The organism is Bradyrhizobium manausense (genome assembly GCF_018129685.1).
GTDB lineage: Bacteria > Pseudomonadota > Alphaproteobacteria > Rhizobiales > Xanthobacteraceae > Bradyrhizobium > Bradyrhizobium manausense_D.
Genome location: NZ_JAFCLG010000018.1, coordinates 78,606 through 97,349, shown reverse-complemented (window position 1 = coordinate 97,349; position 18,744 = coordinate 78,606). Strand labels below are relative to the sequence as shown.

Annotated in this window: 15 protein-coding genes; 3 read left to right on the top strand and 12 right to left on the bottom strand. The window is 64.8% G+C overall.

Going from position 1 to position 18,744, the window contains the following annotated elements; all coding sequences use genetic code 11:
* Positions 1 to 10: 10 nt before the first annotated feature.
* The 4 genes from hpnE to JQ621_RS28720 form a co-directional block, all read right to left on the bottom strand.
* On the bottom strand, positions 11 to 1,267 hold the full coding sequence (hpnE, locus tag JQ621_RS28735) for a hydroxysqualene dehydroxylase HpnE (RefSeq protein WP_212239802.1): 1,257 nt from the start codon (positions 1,265 to 1,267) through the stop codon (positions 11 to 13).
* Entirely contained in the window at positions 1,267 to 2,106 is an 840-nt protein-coding gene (hpnD, locus tag JQ621_RS28730) for a presqualene diphosphate synthase HpnD (RefSeq protein WP_212239796.1), read from the bottom strand. The genes hpnE and hpnD overlap by 1 nt, the downstream gene beginning before the upstream one ends.
* Complete coding sequence (hpnC, locus tag JQ621_RS28725; RefSeq protein WP_212239785.1) at positions 2,096 to 2,980, bottom strand: squalene synthase HpnC; 885 nt, start codon at positions 2,978 to 2,980, stop codon at positions 2,096 to 2,098. The genes hpnD and hpnC overlap by 11 nt, the downstream gene beginning before the upstream one ends.
* 273 nt (positions 2,981 to 3,253) lie before the next feature.
* Complete coding sequence (locus tag JQ621_RS28720; RefSeq protein ID WP_212239778.1) at positions 3,254 to 3,490, bottom strand: cysteine rich repeat-containing protein; 237 nt, start codon at positions 3,488 to 3,490, stop codon at positions 3,254 to 3,256.
* Between the two features lie 483 nt (positions 3,491 to 3,973).
* Between JQ621_RS28720 and JQ621_RS28715 the strand changes: the two genes are divergently transcribed.
* Both JQ621_RS28715 and JQ621_RS28710 read left to right on the top strand, forming a co-directional pair.
* Complete coding sequence (locus JQ621_RS28715) at positions 3,974 to 4,471, top strand: hypothetical protein (RefSeq protein ID WP_212239878.1); 498 nt, start codon at positions 3,974 to 3,976, stop codon at positions 4,469 to 4,471.
* Positions 4,472 to 4,628: 157 nt separating this feature from the next.
* Entirely contained in the window at positions 4,629 to 5,375 is a 747-nt protein-coding gene (locus JQ621_RS28710; protein ID WP_249125639.1) for a hypothetical protein, read from the top strand.
* 10 nt (positions 5,376 to 5,385) lie between these two features.
* Here the strand turns inward: JQ621_RS28710 and JQ621_RS28705 are convergent, their stop codons facing one another.
* The 5 genes from JQ621_RS28705 to JQ621_RS28685 form a co-directional block, all read right to left on the bottom strand.
* Entirely contained in the window at positions 5,386 to 6,168 is a 783-nt protein-coding gene (locus JQ621_RS28705; protein ID WP_212239773.1) for a class I SAM-dependent methyltransferase, read from the bottom strand.
* A 58-nt stretch (positions 6,169 to 6,226) separates the two neighbouring features.
* Positions 6,227 to 8,593, bottom strand: coding sequence for an efflux RND transporter permease subunit (locus JQ621_RS28700; protein ID WP_212239769.1), 2,367 nt, complete (start codon positions 8,591 to 8,593; stop codon positions 6,227 to 6,229).
* A gap of 205 nt (positions 8,594 to 8,798) precedes the next feature.
* The gene (eutC, locus tag JQ621_RS28695; protein WP_212239766.1) at positions 8,799 to 9,584 is read right to left on the bottom strand and encodes an ethanolamine ammonia-lyase subunit EutC; all 786 of its coding nucleotides are present in this window, start codon (positions 9,582 to 9,584) and stop codon (positions 8,799 to 8,801) included.
* Complete coding sequence (locus JQ621_RS28690; RefSeq protein ID WP_212239764.1) at positions 9,581 to 11,167, bottom strand: B12-binding domain-containing radical SAM protein; 1,587 nt, start codon at positions 11,165 to 11,167, stop codon at positions 9,581 to 9,583. Before JQ621_RS28690 ends, eutC begins: the two co-directional genes overlap by 4 nt.
* 171 nt (positions 11,168 to 11,338) lie before the next feature.
* Positions 11,339 to 12,721 (bottom strand): ethanolamine ammonia-lyase subunit EutB, encoded by a 1,383-nt coding sequence (locus JQ621_RS28685; RefSeq protein ID WP_212239761.1) that lies wholly within the window; start codon positions 12,719 to 12,721, stop codon positions 11,339 to 11,341.
* A gap of 167 nt (positions 12,722 to 12,888) precedes the next feature.
* On the opposite strand from JQ621_RS28685, the gene JQ621_RS28680 reads away from it, so the two are divergent.
* Positions 12,889 to 14,628, top strand: coding sequence for a methyl-accepting chemotaxis protein (locus JQ621_RS28680; RefSeq protein WP_212239759.1), 1,740 nt, complete (start codon positions 12,889 to 12,891; stop codon positions 14,626 to 14,628).
* A gap of 526 nt (positions 14,629 to 15,154) precedes the next feature.
* On the opposite strand, the gene JQ621_RS28675 is transcribed toward JQ621_RS28680, so the two are convergent.
* The 3 genes from JQ621_RS28675 to JQ621_RS28665 form a co-directional block, all read right to left on the bottom strand.
* Positions 15,155 to 15,646, bottom strand: coding sequence for a septal ring lytic transglycosylase RlpA family protein (locus JQ621_RS28675; RefSeq protein WP_212239756.1), 492 nt, complete (start codon positions 15,644 to 15,646; stop codon positions 15,155 to 15,157).
* A 343-nt stretch (positions 15,647 to 15,989) separates the two neighbouring features.
* The gene (locus tag JQ621_RS28670) at positions 15,990 to 17,204 is read right to left on the bottom strand and encodes an acyl-CoA dehydrogenase family protein (protein WP_212239753.1); all 1,215 of its coding nucleotides are present in this window, start codon (positions 17,202 to 17,204) and stop codon (positions 15,990 to 15,992) included.
* Positions 17,205 to 17,364: 160 nt separating this feature from the next.
* Positions 17,365 to 18,576: an ABC transporter substrate-binding protein gene (locus tag JQ621_RS28665; protein ID WP_212239752.1), complete on the bottom strand. Its 1,212-nt coding sequence runs from the start codon at positions 18,574 to 18,576 to the stop codon at positions 17,365 to 17,367.
* Positions 18,577 to 18,744 lie beyond the last annotated feature (168 nt).

Sequence of the window (18,744 nt, the reverse complement as noted above, 5' to 3'; positions counted from 1 at the left end):
ACATTGCCTGTCAGGCCCGCTTTGCGGCCAGAACCAGATCGGCGGCGCGGTCACCTGACCGGACCGACCCCTCGATGGTTGCCGGCAATCCCGTAGCAGTCCAGTCGCCGGCAAGGAACAGGTTTTTGAGCGCGGTGACCGGCCCGGGACGCAGGGCATTCTGGGCCGGTGTTGCCGCAAATGTGGCACGGCGCTCGCGCACGATCTGCCAAGGCGGCAGCTCGCCGGAGACGCCGCCGGCCTTGCAGACGTCGTTCCAGATTTCCTGCGCGAGCTCCTCGCGCTGGAGGTCGACGAGGCGATCCCCATTGCTGATGGTGACGGACAGCCGGTTCGGGAACGCGAACAGCCATTCGACCGTCCCGCCGATCACGCCCAGGATCGGCGCTGAACCGGGCGGCGGTTCAAAGCGGAAATGGGCGTTCACGATGGCGCGGAATTCGGTCGGCGCGGTCAGGCCCGGCAGCAGGCTCGTCGCGGCACGCGGCGGCACCGCCATCACGATCACATCGCCAGCGGCAAGCTGGATGACATCCTCGCCGCCAAAGTTCAGCGCGCTGACCTTGCCGTCAGCGGTGACGAAGGAGCGGAGCTCGTGACCGAGCTGAACATTGTGGCCGCGCTCGGTGAGGAATTTCACGGCGGGCTCGATCAGCACGGCGCTCAAACCGTCGCGCGCGATCAGCGGACGACAGGCCTGCCCGCCCGCCAGCAGCGTCTCGCGCACGATTGCGCCGGCGAGCCCGGCGGAGCCCTCGGGCGGATCGACGTTGAGCGCTGCGAGCAGCAGCGGCTGCACCAGACGATGATAGAGCGTGCCCTCGCACGGAATGGACTTGCCGACCAGCGTCTGTTCCGACGCCCAGATCAGCGGCGCCAGCTTGAGATAATCGGTGAGCCCCGTATCGGGGACGCGGCGGCTCTCGTCGAACACCCAGGTCGGCAGCCGGCCGTTGCCGAGATCGATCTGCCAGCGCTGCCCGGTCTTGATGTCGACGAAGGGAAACTGCGCGCTCTCAGGGCCGACCAGGCCGGCCTCGGTGCCGATCGAGCGCGCATAGGCGCGCGCGTGGCCGTTGCCGGACAGCAGCAGATGATTGCCGTTGTCGATGGTCAGGTTGGTTGCACCGTCGAAATAGGAGCGGCAGCGGCCGCCGGCCTGGTGCGTCGCCTCGTGCACGGCGACCTTGTAGCCGGCGTTGGCGAGCCGCACAGCGGCGGAGAGGCCGGAAATTCCAGCGCCGATGATGTGAGCTGTGTTTTGCATCAGATGAAAGCGTAGCGGAGCAGGATCAGGATGCGTGTGACTTTCGACACACGCACCTGATAGCGCGGCGCGTTGAAGCCGCGCGCGATCAGGAGGTTCAGAATGGAACGGTAGTACTTCGACATGATCCGCGGCGCACGCACGGCGCGGCGCCTGTTGCGGTTCATGATCTCGTCCGACTTCTCGAAATGCGTTTTCGCGCGCTGTGCCAGCGGCAGGCAGACTTTCGGCAGCGCGCGCTCGGCGATCACACGGTTGGGATCGTTGGAGGTGATGCCGGCATGCAGCAGCGCCTCGCGCGGCAGGTAAAGCCGGCCGAGCGTTGCGTCCTCGTCGATGTCGCGCAGGATGTTGGTGAGCTGCAGCGCGCGGCCGAGATGATAGGCGAGCAGGATGCCGTCCCCTTCCGGCAGGCCGAACACGCGCACCGACAAACGCCCGACAGCGCTGGCGACACGATCACAATACAAATCCAGCGTCGCCATGTCGGGCGCGCGGATGTCCTGCGGCACATCCATCTCCATGCCGTCGACGATGGCAAGGAAATCCTCGCGCCTGAGCCCGAACGTCTTCACCGAGGCGACATAGTCCTTCAGCCGCGGCGGCGGGTGGCCCTGGTAGAGCGCATCGATGTCGTTGCGCCATTCCTGGAGCGCGGCGAGCCGCTCGTCACGCGGGCCATCGGAATCGGCGATGTCGTCGACCTGGCGGCAGAAGCTGTAGATCTGGAACATCGCCTCGCGCTGGTCGCGCGGCAGGATGCGCATCGCAGCGTAAAACGAGCTGTTCGACGCGGACGAGCCATAATTGGCGCTGGGCGCGGTCGCCTCAAGCGTCATGGGCGGTCCCCGGGTTCGAGATCGCTTTGCGGCCGATCGCACGGCGGCCGAGTTCGCCGAGCATGCCGGCAAGGCTGAAAACAAGCAGTTCGAACTTGTTCAGATGCACGCGCTCGCGCAAGGGATCGCGCACCTTCAAGAGACGCACGATGCGGTCGGCATAGGCCTGGATCACCGCGACGTCCAGCCCAAGGCGAACGTCCCGGATCTCCGCAGCCAGCGACCTGCCCTCATTGAGCAGGGCCTCGTTGCGCACCGCAAGCCCCTGAAGGCAGGCCAGCATCGCCGGCGGCGCCTCCGCCAACCCAAGCTGCTCGACCGAGGCGCCGCTCGCGGCCAGCGCGTCGCGAGGCAGGTAGACGCGGTTGAGCTCGCGATAGTCCTTGCCGCAATCCTGCAGGTGATTGTTGATCTGGAGGCCCGCGCAAAGCGCATCCGACGCGGCCCAGGTCGCGGTGCTCTCGCCATGGACGTCGAGCATGAAGCGGCCCACCGGCATTGCCGAATAGCGGCAATAGTGGATGACCTCGTCCCAGGTCTCATAGCGCAGCTTGGTCACGTCCATGCGGAACGCGATCAGCACGTCGAGCGCATGGCGCGGCGCCATGCCGCGTTCGGCGAGCGCACGGCGCAAGATGACGGCCTCGGCCTGGGTCTCGCCCTTGCCAAGCAGTTCCGCCTCGAGCAGGTCGAGATAGCGAAGCTTCTCGTCCGCCGGCAAGGTCGCGTGATCGGCGATGTCGTCGGCGGTGCGGACGAAATTGTAATAGGCCAGGATCAGGGCACGATGACGCGGATGAATGATCCAGGACGCGACGGGAAAATTCTCGTCGCGGTCACCCTTGCCGGATCGCAATTCGCTCGCAGAGGTCATCGAGGGCTGATCAACAATCGTTTGGACAGGAAGGGCTTTTTCGGTCGCGCGGGCTCGTGCCGGCGACGCGGCCGCGGCCCCCATATAGGGGAATACGGCCGCAAAACCAATCCTGTCGCGCGATGGCAGCCCCGCTGGGCCCGGCCTGAAAAGGCGGCCGACCTAAAGCGCGACGGCGCTTTAGGTCGTTGTTTGCGCATGATCTTTTCGGAAAACCGCTTCGCACTTTTCCGGATCTTGCTTGCGGCCGCCTTTGTGGGCCAGTGGCCGAGGTTACTGGTTGTGGTTCTTCAGGACCTGGTCGCAAGCCTGAGAGATCTTGGCCCGGTTCTCCTTGAGGCAGGCCAGCACGGTGAAATCGCCCTGGTCGATCACCGGACGGCAGAACTTCTGCACATCGCGCGTGCAGGCCTTCTGCTCGGCATCCGTGCCGCGCCCGCCCTGCTGGGCGAAAGCGGTCGTGGAGAGGGTTGCCGACGCCACGGTGAGAGCGATGAGAAGCTTACGCATTGTATTCCTTCATTCTGACGGCAGAATCGCACCAGTCCCGGGCAGCACAGGGCGGACGACCGGAACGGTTTGTTCTGATGGCAAGTAACCGCGGGACAGAGAGCGGTACCGGAGAAGGCCACAAGCGCTGGCAAATGCGGCCAAATTGCTGCCGCACCGACCAAATCAGGTCTCCCCTGGGTCTTCATTGGCAGATGTAAGAGGTTGATACTACGTCATAATTCTGGCATGCGGCGCTTTACTGCATACCTGTTGCAGCGTTGCATCTGTCCGATCGGCCATTTGGGCTGGAAACACAGCGAAACAGAGAGAATCCGGGTCCAGGCCATGACAAGACGGCTTCGCGAGCCTGACATCGCGGGCGGATAGGCTTCGAGCCGGACACGAACTCTTGAACCTGACACAGGCTCGCAACACTAAACCTTCGATGTGGCGAGACGCGCTGCCGTGCGCAGGCGTCGTTTCAAAAACGGGATATTGATGATGAAATTCTTCGGGCGATCCGAACTGGCGATCAAGGCGGCGGGCATCGGTGCGGCGCTGCTCTTCTCGGTCGCGGCGAGCCACGCTCAGTCGTCCGGGCCGTTCGCCGGCTTCGACGGCGCGTGGACCGGCACCGGTACGGTGTCGCTGTCCGACGGCTCGACCGAGCGCATCCGCTGCAAGGCGGACTACAAGGTCGCCGGCACCGGTCTCAACCTCAAGCAGGCCCTGCACTGCGCGTCCGACAGCTACAAGTTCGACCTCACCAGCGACGTGACGAGTCAGGGTGACCGGATCTCCGGCAACTGGAGCGAGTCCAACCGCAACATCTTCGGGAATCTGCAAGGCACCGCCGGCGGCGGCCAGATCGACGTGTTCGTCGAGGCCAACGGCTTTGCCGCCAATCTGTCGCTGCGCACCAACGGCTCCAAGCAGACGGTGCAGATCTCATCCAAGGGCGAGATCCGCGGCGTGAACATCACCATGACGAAGGGCTGATCGCCCTTCCAGGGTCGAAAGGATACGGCCCCCGGTTCTCGCGAGCCGGGGGCCTTTTGCCGAGATGAACCGCAGATACCTGCTCAGGGCCATCGGACTGTTTGCCGCCGCTCCCGCGTGGGCAAATGATCGGCCGCCAATCCAGCAAGGCACGGACATGCAGCCGTCGTCAGTGCAGCCACGCCATGTGCTCTGTTTTCTCGGCAAGGACGAGAGCCTGCTGCATCCGTCGGCGGGAGTGAAAAAGACGATCGCCGATTTCGGTTTCGAGATCGACCGTACCTATTCGCAAGCGAAACCCGATCCGCACATGGAGCAGTCGTTTGGCGTCTGCTGGGACCGCGTCTTTCCCAATGCCTGGTCCGCCGCTGACGAGGCGGCCGTCGCGAACCACAAATCCGTGCTCTACGTGCTGAGCCCGCCGATGGAGCGGCCGAAGGCGGTCGCCTATTCGGCCGCAGCCTTGCGCATCGTCGAGACGATGATCGAGGCTGGAGCGACCGCGGTGAAAGGCGAAAGCGCCGGCGTTGCCCACGGCCTGAAGCGATGGATGCAGTTGGCATCGCAATGCAAGGCGGCCGCGAAGACGAACCAGGGTTTCGCCCTGTCGGCCGCGATGAGCCGGACCTGTCGCCTCGCCTTCGCCAAGCGCCCGCTCGGCGGCACCGCCTATCATGAGAGCGTCGGCTTCCATCTCGTCGGATTGCCGGAGATCTATGTCGCAAACGCGCGCGCTGGCGATCGCGACGCGGTGACGATCATGGACGAGATCGCCGACGCGATGGCCGAAGGCGGGATCGAGGCGACGTTGAGCGAGCGCAAGCTCAGCCTCTCGCGGGAGACCAACTACGCCGAGGACGATTTCAAGTTCAACCCGTACGGGATCGTCCGCATCGACGCGTGAAAGCGAGGGATCACGGCCTGCGCGCGACGCATTCGCAGCGGCATCTGAAATAAACCGCGTCGGGATTGCATCCCCAGGCATCCCAGCCGGCAAGCGCGGTCTCAATTTCGTCGGCGGTCGCAAGCGACTTGCTCACCAGCTGCGGCCCGAGGCCGAGCAGGCTACGCCTCGCATCCGAGACCGCCTCGGCCCGGCTCACGCTATCGGCGCTGTGATTGACATAGCTCGCGCCGCCCCAGATCGGTGTGAAGCCGTGCGCGCGAAGAATGGCGCTCTGACGGCGGCCGAAGCGAAGCGCGTCCGGATCGTCGTGCTCATACCAGCGCTGCCAGAGCTCGAGCGCAAGGCGCACGCCATCGAGCTCGGGATAAAGAACGTTGCCGCCGACATCGGCGTCACGCGTGCCGAGCATCCCGCCCGGCTTCAGCACGCGTCGCGCTTCGGCAAGCGTTCGCGTCAGCGCCGCCGGGCCCTGATGATAGAGCACCGCATGAAAGAACACCGCATCGAACGCAGCGTCCTCGAACGGAAGCGCGGTCATGTCGGCCTCGACAAACGAAAGATTGGTCGCCCCCGATTGCGCGGCAAGCTGCCGGGCCGCCGCGATGGCGTTCGGCTCGATATCGACGCCCATGGCGGTGCCGACAATCTCCGCAAGCGCGGCCGTGATGGTTCCCGGGCCGCAGCCGATGTCGAGCAGCCTCATGCCAGGCGCCAGGAACGGGGCGAAGAAGGCGGCTGCCTCGCCACCCCGCTTCTGCTGAAATGCCGTGATCGAGCTGTCGTGCCGCATGAAAGCTCCCGAACCGCAGCCAGTGTGCTGCGATTCAGTGGCCGCCTGATGACCCCGCTCAGATCGCCGGCTTGTCCGGGCCCTGCAACTTGCCGTGCAGATTGATCAGCCACATCGCCGTCGGCCGCAGGATGAAGAGGTCGGCGACCAGCGCCGCGACCATCGAGAAGGCGCTGAGCCAGCCGAACAGCCGCAGCGACGGCAGATCCGAGAACACGGTGACGACGAGGCCGCAGGCCAGCACCACCGTGGTCAGGATCAGCGCCGGGCCGACCAGCACGGTCGCGCGTTCCACCGCGAGCGCCGAGCCGACGCCCGGCTTGCTCTCCAATCGCAAGCGATTGAGGAAGTGGATCGTTGCGGAGAGACCCAGGCCGAATGAGACGGTGAGCGCGACGACGCTGGCGAACTGCAGCCCTTCGCCCATCGCCCACAGCACCGTTCCCGACATCACCACCGGGAAGATGCCCGGCAGGATGCAGGCGAACATCACCACCCAGGAACGGAACGCAAGACCGATGAAGATCGCGACCAGCGCGAATTCGACGGTGAGACCGCGGTTCAGCTTTTCGATCATGCCGGCCGAGTTGCGCGCGGCGATGGCGGCAAGACCGGTGACGGCAACCTCGTAGCCGGGATGCTTCTTGCGGACGGCGTCGAGCTCGGAATCGAGCTTGTCGACGATCGGCAGCAGTTGGCTGGAGTCCTTGTCCGGCACGCGGCCGGCCACGACCACCGCATCCTGCTCGGCATCGATGAAGCGCCGCACCAGATGCTCGGGAATGACGTTGACATATTCCTTCAGAGTCGCGACGTCGTCGCTGCCGGCCTTTTCGGCGAGCCAGCGGCGCAGCGTTTCCAGCGACCAGACGTTGCCGACGCCGGCCGCCTTCTCCACGGTCGCGTGGACATCAGCGATGGTTTGCAGCGTCTCCGGCGAGTAGAGCGATTCCCCCTTGGGGAACTGGATCAGCACGTTGACCGGATTGGCGCCGGTGAGCTTGGCATCGAGCCGGTTGCTGGCGGCAACGGCCTGACGCTTGTCCGGCACCTGGTCGGCGAGCCGGTAGCGCGGCTGCAGATTGGCGTAGACAACGCCAAGGCTGGCGACGAACAGCAGCGCGATAAGGCTGAACAGGCCGGGCCGGCCGACCATGCGCACCGCGATCCAGTAGCAGAAATTGCGCAGCGCCTGCACGCCGGCATCCGCGCTCTGGAACTTGACCGCAAAGATCTTCTCGTTGCGCACGAACAGCACGCCGAACACCGGCACCAGCGACAGCACCGTGACGAGCGCAATGATGGTCGCAGCGAGGCCCGCCTCACCGAATTTGCGGATCAAATCGGAGTCGGAGAACTGGAGCGCGATGAAGGAAATTCCGGCGGTGCCGTGCGTCAGCACGCAGGCCGGGCCCACCACCAGCACCGCGTTCTTGAACGCGGTGAACTTGTCCTGGCCCGCGATCAGCCGGTCGCGCGCGGCGAAGGTGAGCTGCATCGAGTCCGAGAACGAGATCACCATGATGAGCGGCGTCATCACGTTCAGGAACATGTTGAGATTGAAATTGGCCCAGCCGAGCGCGCCGAGCGCGATCAGGATCGCGATCATCGGCGGGAACGCCGCCACCACCATGAACGAGATCTTGCGGAAGAAGATGATGGCGATGATGCAGCCGGCGAGAATGCCGAGGATGTTGTAGGTGAGGCCGTCGCGCTCGACCGCGTTGCGGATCTCGAGCTGCATCACCGGCACGCCGGAGAGCTGCACGCTGAGCCCGGTGTCGCCGAGATCCTCCTTCATCAGCGCGCGGATGTCGCCGACGGTCTTGGTGAGCTTGTTGGAGGCGACCACCTCCGGATCGAGCGACAGCACGATCAGCGCGAGCGTGCCGTCCTCGGACAAGAGCTTGCCGCGGATGATCTCGTTGTTCTTGACCGTCTCGATGAACTGGTCATAGGCCGCGCCCTCGGGCAATTCGGCCGGGAATAGTGCGGCCGGCAGCTTGCCCGGCGCCGGCGCCTGGCGCGCCGAAAACAGCGAGACCAGACCACGCGTGCCTTCGACCAGCTGCAGGTCGGTGATGAAGTCGCGCAACTTCTCGAGGTTATTTCGCGCCAGGAGTTTCTGGCCCTCGACGACGACGAGGACGTCGAATTCCTCAGCCGGGAACTTCTTGGTCACCGCTTCATACTGGCGGAATTCCGCGGTGTTGGAGCGGAACAGCTGCGACAGCGAATCGTCGATCTTGATCCTGTAGATGCCGAACACGGCGCCGACGAGCAACGCGATCAGGACGATGCAGGAGACGATCGGCGCCCGGACCGCAATCAGTCCGAGACGCTCCAGCCCGAACGCAATTGAGGACGCAGGCCCCTGCTCGACCTTGTCGACATGAACCTCACTCTCGCTGTGCTTTTCGAGCATGCCTTGTCCAGTTCCTAAATCGGTTCGGTCAGTGAGCTTATTGCGCCCCGCGAACGGCTTGAAAACGCCATACCAATGGGAGGCTTGCCCTTTGAAAATGCGCGGAAAATCGCCGGCAGCGGTTTAGCAGGTCAATGGCCCTTCTCGCAAGCGCACCAACGGTGTCCGAATCGATCAAGATGCGGCGATTTTGCCGGAATGCCCGTCATTCTGGCACAGCCGTGCCGATTCGACGCGGCGCGCGATCGGCGCTCTCGTCCTTGAGCGCCACACCCGTGACCTGTCGCGCCAGCCCCTCGCGGACCAGCCAGTCGATCTTGAGGGCCGCCTCGTCATAGCTCAACCCAGCCTTGTGGATGTTCGAGACGCAATTGCGCTCGGCATCGGTCAGGCCGGGCTTCGGTGCGAAGGTTAGATAGGCGCCCAGGCTGTCGGGCGCTGATAGCCCCGGCCGCTCGCCGATCAGCATCAAAACCATGCGGGCGCCGATGATAGCCCCGATCTCGTCGCCAAGCGCGACGCGCACGCCTGAGGCGACGACGACGTGACCGACTGCGACGGCGTCGCGCTCGCCCAGCAGAGGTAGCAGGCTTTGCAGCAGCGCCAAGGCATGGGCGTGGACGGCGGCGGCCGACAATCCATCGCCGATGACGATCGCAAGCTGGCACGGCGCGGTGGCGCGCTCCGCCAGCGCCGCAGCGGAGCCGGCATCGAGCTGCCGTCCGAGATCCGGCCGGCGCAGATAATCCCTGCGATCGGAGGCCCGGCTCCTGACCTCGGTGACGGCAAGCCCGAGCGCCCTCACCTCGGCAACCAGATGCGGCGCATCGAAGACGGCATGCACGGCGTCGCGAGCCCGGGCATGGGCCAGCGTGAAGTCGAGCAGCGGCCTCGTCGGCAGGCTCGCACCGCTCCTCCCGAGTGCGACACGCGCGGGCGTGAACGATCTGAGGTCGACGGTCGGGCGCGCCGGAACGGGCTCGTCGCTCATTCGGCGGGAACGGAGGCTTCGCGCAGCCGGATCGAATAGTTCGACGCGTTCTGCTTGCCACTGGTGGCCGCGCGGGCAAAGGTGATGAGATGATGCGCGATCATGGTGCAGCCGATCAGGCCTTCCATGTCACCACGGCGTATCCGTCCCAGCGCGAACTTCCAGAACACGCGCCTGTAGTCGCCGAGCACGCCGACCTTCCAGAAGATGTTGCGCAGCATGACAAGGCCGCGCTTGATGTTGGCCCAGGTCTTCATCTCGTCCGGCACCGGCATCTTCAGGCGATGCGGATAGACCTCATCGCACTGATACTGGAAGCGCGCGTAGACCTTCTCGGGCTCATAGGCGACGCTCATGGCGTGCTTCCAGGACGCTACGACCTCGTCATAGGGCAGCAGGAAGTCGACGTTGGAATCGCGTCCCTCGTCATGGACCAACCGCCCTTCCTTCTCCAATCGGTCCCATAAAGGCGTCTTCGGCAGTGCCTGGAGCAGGTTGATGGTGAGCAGCGGAATCCGGGACTCCTCGACGAAGGCGAGCAGCGCCTCCGAGGTGTTCGGCTTGTCGGTGTCGAGCCCCATGATGATGCCCGAGACCACCTCCATGCCGTAGGAGTTGATGGTGCGCACGCCCTCGAGAATCGGGACCATCATGTTGTGGTCCTTGTTCATCGCCTTCAGCGCGTCCGGGTCGGGCGTCTCGATGCCGCAGAAGATGGTGATGAAATAGGCCTCACGCATCTTTTTGAGGATCTCGGGACGTTTGGCGATGTTGAGGGTCGCCTCGCAGGCAAGCCGCATCACATAGCCGGTCTTCTTCTGCCATTCGATCAGATGCGGCAGGAGATCCAGCGCCGCCTTGCGGTTGCCGATGAAATTGTCGTCGACGAAGTAGACCGTGTCGGTCATGCCGCATTCCCGCAGCCGATCGAGCTCCGCGATGATCTGTTCCGGCGTCTTGATTCGCGGGTTGCGGCCATAGAGGCCGGGGATGTCGCAGAACTCGCACTCATACGGACAGCCGCTGGAATACTGGATGCTGCCGAGAAAATAGCGCTTCACGTCAGCAAGCTCGTAGGCCGGGATCGGAAACTCCGTCATCGGCACGCGGTCCTTGGTCGTGAGCACGACTTGGCTCTCGGGGCGCGACGTATCGCGCGACAGGATCTCGATCAACCGATTGGTGGCGTCGCCGAGCTCGCCGACGTGGAGATAGTCGAACGACGGATAGTAGTCCGGGCAGGCGCTCACCGAGGGACCGCCCAGCGCGACCGGCAGGTCGAACTCATGGGCGCGGCGGCAGATGTCGTTCATCTGCTGGCGCTGGATGTGCATGCCGCTGACGAAGACGGCCTCCGCCCATTCGAACTCTTCCTTCGCGGTGGGGCGGAGATTCTCGTCGACGAATTTGACCTGCCACTCCTTGGGCAGATAGGCCGCGAGCAGCAACAGGCCCTGCGGCGGCATGAAGGCGCGGACGCCGTCGGTCAGCGGATAGGCATGCTCGAACGTGCCGAAGGACGACGTGTAGCGTGGGAAAACACAGAGAATATGCCGGATCGTGCCGTTGCTTTCAGCGCGCATCAAACTTCCCCCAACCACGTTCTTCCAACGGTACTGACGAGGTCACCAGAAACATAGCGTAATGCTGCGACCGGAATTCCTCAATATTGTGGCATCGAACTAATTCGCAAGGCGCGCCAATGGTTTCCCCTGATCACGCCGATGGGCGGGGTTTTCGCGAGATTTCTCGCATCACGCGATCAGCCGCGAGGCAAAATCGGGCAAGAGGCCGGCGCCACCGGCAAGCCGGAAGTCGGCGCCGGCAATACCTGATCGCACCAGCCAGTCGTCGAATTCGGGCGCGCGGGCCACGCCGAAGACGTCACGGACATAGAGCGCGTCGTGGAAGGAGGTGGACTGGTAGTTCAGCATGACGTCGTCGGCGCCAGGCACCCCCATGATGAAGGTGACGCCGGCCGCGGCAAGCAGCGTCAGGAGATTGTCCATGTCGTCCTGGTCCGCTTCGGCATGGTTGGTGTAGCAGATGTCGACGCCGAGCGGCAGGCCGAGCAACTTGCCGCAGAAATGGTCCTCCAGCCCCGCCCGGATGATCTCCTTGCCGTCGTAAAGATATTCCGGACCGATGAAGCCGACGACGCTGTTGACCAGCAATGGCGCAAACGCCCGGGCGACCGCATAGGCCCGTGCCTCGCAGGTCTGCTGGTCGACGCCGTGATGCGCATTGGCCGAGAGCGCCGAGCCTTGCCCGGTCTCGAAATACATCACGTTGTCGCCGACCGTGCCGCGCTTCTGCGACAGCCCGGCCGCCTGCGCCTCCGTCAGCAGCGCGAGGTCGATGCCGAAGGAGCGGTTGGCGGCCTCGGTGCCGGCGACCGACTGGAAGACGAGGTCAACGGGCGCGCCCTGCCCGATCAGCGACAGGGTCGTGGTGACATGGGTCAGCACGCAGCCTTGCGTCGGAATTTTCAGCCGCGCGATGATTTCATCCAGCAGCCGCAGCAATTGCCCGATCACCGCCGGATCGTCGCTCGCCGGATTGATGCCGATGCAGGCATCGCCCGCCCCGAGCAGCAAGCCGTCGAGGATCGAGGCGGTGATGCCCCTGGCATCGTCGAAAGGGTGATTGGGCTGGAGCCGCGTGCTCATCCGGCCCTTCAGGCCGATGGTGTTGCGGAAGGCGGTCGTGACCTGGCACTTCCGCGCCGCCAGGATCAGGTCCTGGTTGCGCATCAGCTTTGAGACCGCGGCCGCCATTTCCGGGGTGATGCCAGGCGCAAGCTTGCGCAAGACCTCGGGCGTCGCGGCGTCCGAGAGCAGCCAGTCGCGGAAGGCGCCGACCGTGAGGGAGGAGACCGGCGCAAAGGCCCCGGCGTCATGGCTGTCGATGATGAGGCGGGTGACCTCGTCGGTCTCGTAGGGAACGACGACTTCCTGGAGGAACCGGCCGAGGGGGACGTCCGCCAAAGCCATCCGCGCGGCGATCATCTGCTCGGAGCTGCCAGCGGCAATGCCGGCCAGCCGGTCGCCAGAGCGCGGCGGCGTTGCCTTGGCGAGCAGGTCGCGCAGGTCCGGGAAGGTGTAAGTCGTGGCGTCAATGGCGTGGCGGTAGACCAAAACGCTCTCCGTGTCTCATAGACCTCTGGCCGGCTCCAAAGCAGCTTAGCGCCCAAGGATGGCTGCGCGTTAACGCCACGTCCACCTTAGTTCGGTATAGCGTTGTATACATTATACGCGACCGAGAGCACTTACCGGCCTCGCAGGCCATTCGGGTTTCGAACAACATGACGTCAGACCGATCTGGGAATGCTGGCGGCCCGGCAGGCCGTTTCACGCTGGCCGCCAGGCTCTACGCGATCTTCGCGCTGTTCGCCCTGCTGACCGCGGGAATCGCGATGTTGTCCGATTACAACAGCCGCCGCGGCGCCGAGCTGACCAGCGCGATCGAGACGGCGAATGCGGCCGCGCTGAATGTCGAGCGCGTCAACTCGCTGGTCTATGCGGTCGTGATGGAATCCCGCGGCGTCTACATGTCGACCGAACCGGCATTGGTTAAGAAATTCGGTGAAGGCCTGCTCAAGTTCAACGACCAGATCCTGAACGTCGTCAAGCGCTGGGAGACCATCGTCAAGGCCGACGACGCCGAGCAGTTCGCGAGCTTCAAGAAGCGCATCGAGCAGTTCGTCGAGTTCCGCAAGGAGCTGGTCCGCCGCGGCGTCGAGATCAATGCGGCTGCCGGGCGCGAATGGGGCGACAACGACGCCAACCGCGCCGTGCGATCGGCGCTGAACAAGGATCTCGAGGCGCTGTCCAAAGTCTATGCCGAGCGCGCCAGGCAGATCGCGCTTCAGACCGAGACCAACCGCACGCTGTCGTTCGCGCTGACCTGCCTCGGCGGCGTGGCGCTGGCGCTGGTCGTGATCGGCATCGTCATCATCGCCCGCTCGATCGCCCGGCCGCTCGCCGCGATCACCGCGACCATCAAGCAGGTCGCCGACGGCGCGGAGAACGTCGTGGTGCCGCACGCCGGCCGTGCCGACGAGATCGGCGCACTCGCCCGCGCCATCGAGGTGTTCCAGGACGCGATGAGCCGCAACCGCAACCTCGCCTCGCAGGTTTCGCAGGATTCCGCCGCGCGCGGACAGCGCGCGCGCCACATCGAGCAATCCGTCGAGGCGTTTGGCGAGGCGATCGGCGCGATCATGCGCGGCCTCAGCGACAACGCCGGTGTCATGCGCGAGACGGCGCAGACCATCACGCGCATCACCGCGGACGCGAATGGCCGCGCCGGCACGGCGGCGAATGCCAGCAAGCAGGCCTCGCACAACGTCACGGCGGTCGCGGGCGCCGCCGAAGAGCTCTCTGCCTCCGTCGAGGAGATCGGCCGCCAGGTGCGGCAGAGCGCAAGCGCGGTCGAGCAGACCGGCCAGCGCACCGAAAAATCGATCGCCGAGATCGAGAGCCTCGCCGCCGCCACGCAACGCATCGACGGCGTGCTCAGCCTGATCCAGGCAATCGCCGAGCAGACCAATCTGCTCGCGCTCAACGCCACCATCGAGGCCGCACGCGCCGGAGACGCCGGCCGCGGCTTTGCCGTCGTCGCCCACGAGGTCAAGGCGCTGGCCGGCCAGACCGCGAAGGCGACGGCCGACATCAGCGAGAACGTCGCGATGATCCAGTCCTCCACCCGCAACGCCGTCGACGCCGTCCGCGAGATCGGCGGCGCGGTGCGGGAGATCAACGAGGTCACCTCCGCGATCGCGGGCGCCGTCGGGCAGCAGGACCAGGCCACGCGCGAGATTTCCTCCAATGCGCAATCGGCCGCGCAGGGCAACGAGACGCTGGTCGCCAACATTACCTCGCTGCGCGACGCCATCGGCGAGACCGACACGGCGGCATCTTCGGTGCTGACGGCGGCGAGCAGCCTGACCGCGACCGCGGACACGCTGTCGCGCGAGGTGGAGAAGTTCTTCCAGAACCTGCGTTCGGGCGCGGCGGAGAACCGCGCCGCCAGGGCGGGATGAGGGTGCGCGGTCTGTGACGGCAGCAGACCCGAAGGGGTACGATCGGCTTCAAGTGCCAAGATCGGCTTCGCGGTCTTCCCGCGATGATCTTCTTCCGAGCACGTAGGCTGGTTGCAAGCCCGTGCTCGACAACGAAAAGCCCCGGCACGCGCGCCGAGGCTTGCGATTCAGTTCGCGTACATCCGGCGAACCAACCGTCGCAGGAAAGACTAGCTACGAATTTTGAACGGATGATGACGAAACTCGGCGTCAACAAAATGTCGCGCCTGGCGAAACGCCATCACCCGATCGCGTCGCGAAGATACATCTCCACCCGTCCGAGCAGATGATCAAGCGACGCGCTGGCGGTATCGAGCACCAGATGGTCTCGATCCCAGGCTTCGTAATGCCTGGTGACGATGTCCTCCAGGTCGGCAGTTGGAGGCCGGCAATGTCGGACGTCCGCGTCTCCGCCCGCTGCCGGTGAGGTCAGGGACTGCTCGGTGTAGAGTTCGCAACGCGCGAGCCGTTACGCCGACGACAGCGTTCAGCCAACAGGCCCCGGCGTCCAATCGTCTCCCGACAGCGGCCTGACCGTGACGGCGGGAATGACGCCAAGCTCCATGCTCGGATCGAAATGGCGCATCGTCCGCTCGTTGAGATCGATGATGCGGCCAGGCTTGAGCGGCCCCACGTCGTTGATCTTGACGATCACCTTCTTGCCGACGGCCTCGACCAGCGCGAATTTCGGCCTTGCCCCAAATTGGACGCCGCCAAACTTCTCGCGCAGGCTCGTCTTGATGGCGGCCGTCCACACCTCGGGATCATAACGCTCGCCGGAGGCTGTGCTCGGACCGCCCTCCTCCTTGCCGGGCTTGAGCGGATTGTACGAGGATGCCGCGCCGACGATCGCTTCCTCACAGGCAGCTTCGACAACGGCGCCTGATCGAACCTCATCTGTTTCACAACGGGCGGAAGTCGCAGACACGGCAAGCGCAACCAGGGCGCCGCACATCGCGGCGCTCGAGCGGAACTCCATTACTTCTCCTTTGATTGTTCGTTCGGTTCTCGATGCCGCAGAGCATGGGCAGGCAAACGCGGACGCGTTTTGCGAACTTGCGCCAGTCCTTTGCGGAAATCGCGCCAGCGTTGGCAGCGGAACCGGTGGGGGAACCAGAGTGATTCCCGCACGTGCTTGGTTGTCGCCGTCTAAGACAGGGATTGCGTCAGCAACATGACTCCGGGAGTCATGCGTCTCGACTTCCCGGAATCTTACGTGGCCGGCGATCGAGCCGTGTGGCGCAACACCCGCGAAAGCCGCAATCGCGCCAGACGGCAAACATGTTGCAGTCGTTGTTCGGCAAGGGAGGCGCCAGCCTCCGCTACGCCATCACGCCGCCACGCTTGATCAGTTCCTTGCCGACCGCGGCAAGATGCACTTGATCCGGACCATCGCCGATGCGGATGAAGCGGGCGTAGACATAGGCGCGGGCGAGGAACGTATCCTGCGAGACGCCTGCGGCGCCGTGGATCTGGATGGCGCGGTCGATGACGCGGGCGGCCATGCTCGGGACCACGATCTTGGCGGCGGCGATCAGATCGCGCGCGGCCTTGTTGCCCTCGCGGTCCATCCTGTCGGCGGCCTGCAGCGTGAGCAGCCGCGCTTGCGCGATCTCGCAGAAGGAGTGCGCGATGTCCTCACGCACCGAGCCCTGCTCGGCGAGCGGCTTGCCGAAGGCGACGCGCGAGACCGAGCGCCGGCACATCAGTTCCAGCGCGCGCTGCGCGCAGCCGATCAGTCGCATGCAGTGATGGATGCGGCCTGGGCCCAGTCTTCCTTGCGCGATCTCGAAGCCACGACCTTCGCCGAGCAACATGTTCTCGGCCGGCACACGGACGTTGTCATAGACGATCTCGGGGTGGCCGACGGGCGCGTCGTCATAGCCGTAGGTGAGCATGTCCCTGATGATGCGGACCCCGGGCGTATTTCGCGGCACCAGGATCATGGATTGCTGGCGATGGCGGTCGGGATCATCAGGGGCGGTCTTGCCCATCACGATCAGGATCTCGCAATCCTCGTTCATCGCGCCCGAGGTGAACCACTTGCGGCCGTTGATGACGTAGTCGTCGCCATCGCGCGTGATCGCGCACTGGATGTTGGTGGCATCGCTGGAGGCGACCTGCGGCTCGGTCATCGAGAAGCCGGAGCGGATGCGCCCCTCCAGCAGCGGCTTCAGCCAGCGCTCCTGCTGCGCCCTGGTGCCGTAGTTCGCCAGCACCTCCATGTTGCCGACATCGGGGGCCGAGCAATTGAACACTTCCGGCGCCCAGAGGATGCGGCCCATGATCTCCTTGACCGGCGCGTATTCGAGATTGGTGAGGCCCGGACCGTGCTCGCCGGAGAGAAACAGATTCCAGAGCCCCTGCTCCCGCGCCAGCCGCTTCAGGTCCTGCAGGACCGGCGGTGTCTTGTAGCGCGCGGCTTCCGGCTTCACCTGCTCGTAATAGAGTTCCTCGACCGGTTCGACATGATCGCGCATAAACCGGCGGACGCGGGCCTGAAGCTCCAGCGAACGGGCGGAGTGTTGAAAGTCCATCTTAATCCTCCCGGTCGCGCCCCTTGCGTCGGTCTCGTAGGGTGGGCAAAGCGGAGCGTGCCCACCATCTCTCTCGATCATTGACAGGTGGTGGGTACGGCGCAAGCGCGCCTTTGCCCACCCTACGGTACCGAACGTGCAGAGAGAGCCGCTCCCCCGCTCACGTCCCCTTCAACAGCTCGCTCGCGACGACCCAGTCGTTGCCGTCGAACTGGAGCATGTAGCCGTCCTTGATCGGGCGGAAATCCTGCGGCGTGGTGTTGAGGGTGATGCCGGGCAGGAGCAGCGACAGCGGCACGTTCTTCAGGTTCGAGGCCTGCGCCATGATGTTTTCGCGTGTCAGATTGTCCTTGCATTGCTTGAGCACCACGACCAGCGCCTCGGCGACGGTGTAGCCGTACAGCGCGGCGACGTTGTTGATGTCGGCATTCGGCAGGCGCCGCTTCATGAAGTCGATATAGGCCGACATCGCCGGATCGTCCTTCGGTTCCGCCGTGAACGGCTTCAGCGAGCCGAGCGACAGCACGCCCTTGCCGGCATCGAGACCGGCGGGCGCCATCACGGTCGCCTTGTTGGCACAACCGCTCGCGAGGAAGCGCGTCGGCTGCCAGCCGACCTCATGCGCTTTTCGGATCGCCTGCGCGCAAGCGCGCGGCGTCACCGAGTAGATCATGAAGACGTCGGCCTTGGTGTTGGCGAGCGTCAGCACCTGGGAGTCGACGGTGGGGTCGCTGACCTCGAAGCTCGAGGCCATCGCGATCGCCTTGTCGGCATCAGCGCCGAGCGCTTCCTTCACGCCGCGAAGATATTCCTTGCCGGCATCGTCGTTCTGGTAGAGCACGGCGAAGCGCGCATTGGGATTTTTCGCGCGGGCATAGGCTACGTCGATCGCGGCCTCGCTGGTGTAGTTGGGCGCCCAGGGCAGCGCCATCGACCACGGCATATTGGCGGGATCGTTCCACTTCGAGGCCGAGCTGATCAGGAACAGCTGCGGCACCTTGTTGCTGTTGAGATATTTCGCGATCGCCGAACTCGGCGCCGTTCCCATGGTTGCGAAGATGAAGGCGACGCCGTCGCCTTCGACCAGGCGCCGCGCGGCTTCCATGGTCTTCGGCGGCGAGAAGGCATCGTCGAGCGACAGGAGATTCAGCTTGCGGCCGTTGACGCCGCCCTTCTCGTTGATCTCGTCGAAATAGGCCGCGAGCACCCGGCCGGTGATGCCGAGCGGCGAGGCCGGCCCGCTATAGGGCATGGTGTTGCCGATCTTGATCTCGGTATCGGTGACGCCGGGACCATAGGATTTCTGGGCGGAGACGGGCGCGGACAGGCAGGTGGCTGCCAGCGCTGCGGCCAGGACCAAGGCGGCTTTCATGGTTTCTCCCGGAGCTTTGTCGTACGCGCTAAGCGGCGCCGTTTTGCTGTGTGTCAGACCAGCGGAGTTCGGCATAACGGTCTTGCGTCAACCGGCTGGTGGGGCGGCCCGATTCGATGCTAGCGAAGTGGTTTGCGAGGATGCGAGGTCGGCCCCGCGGCCTCGATG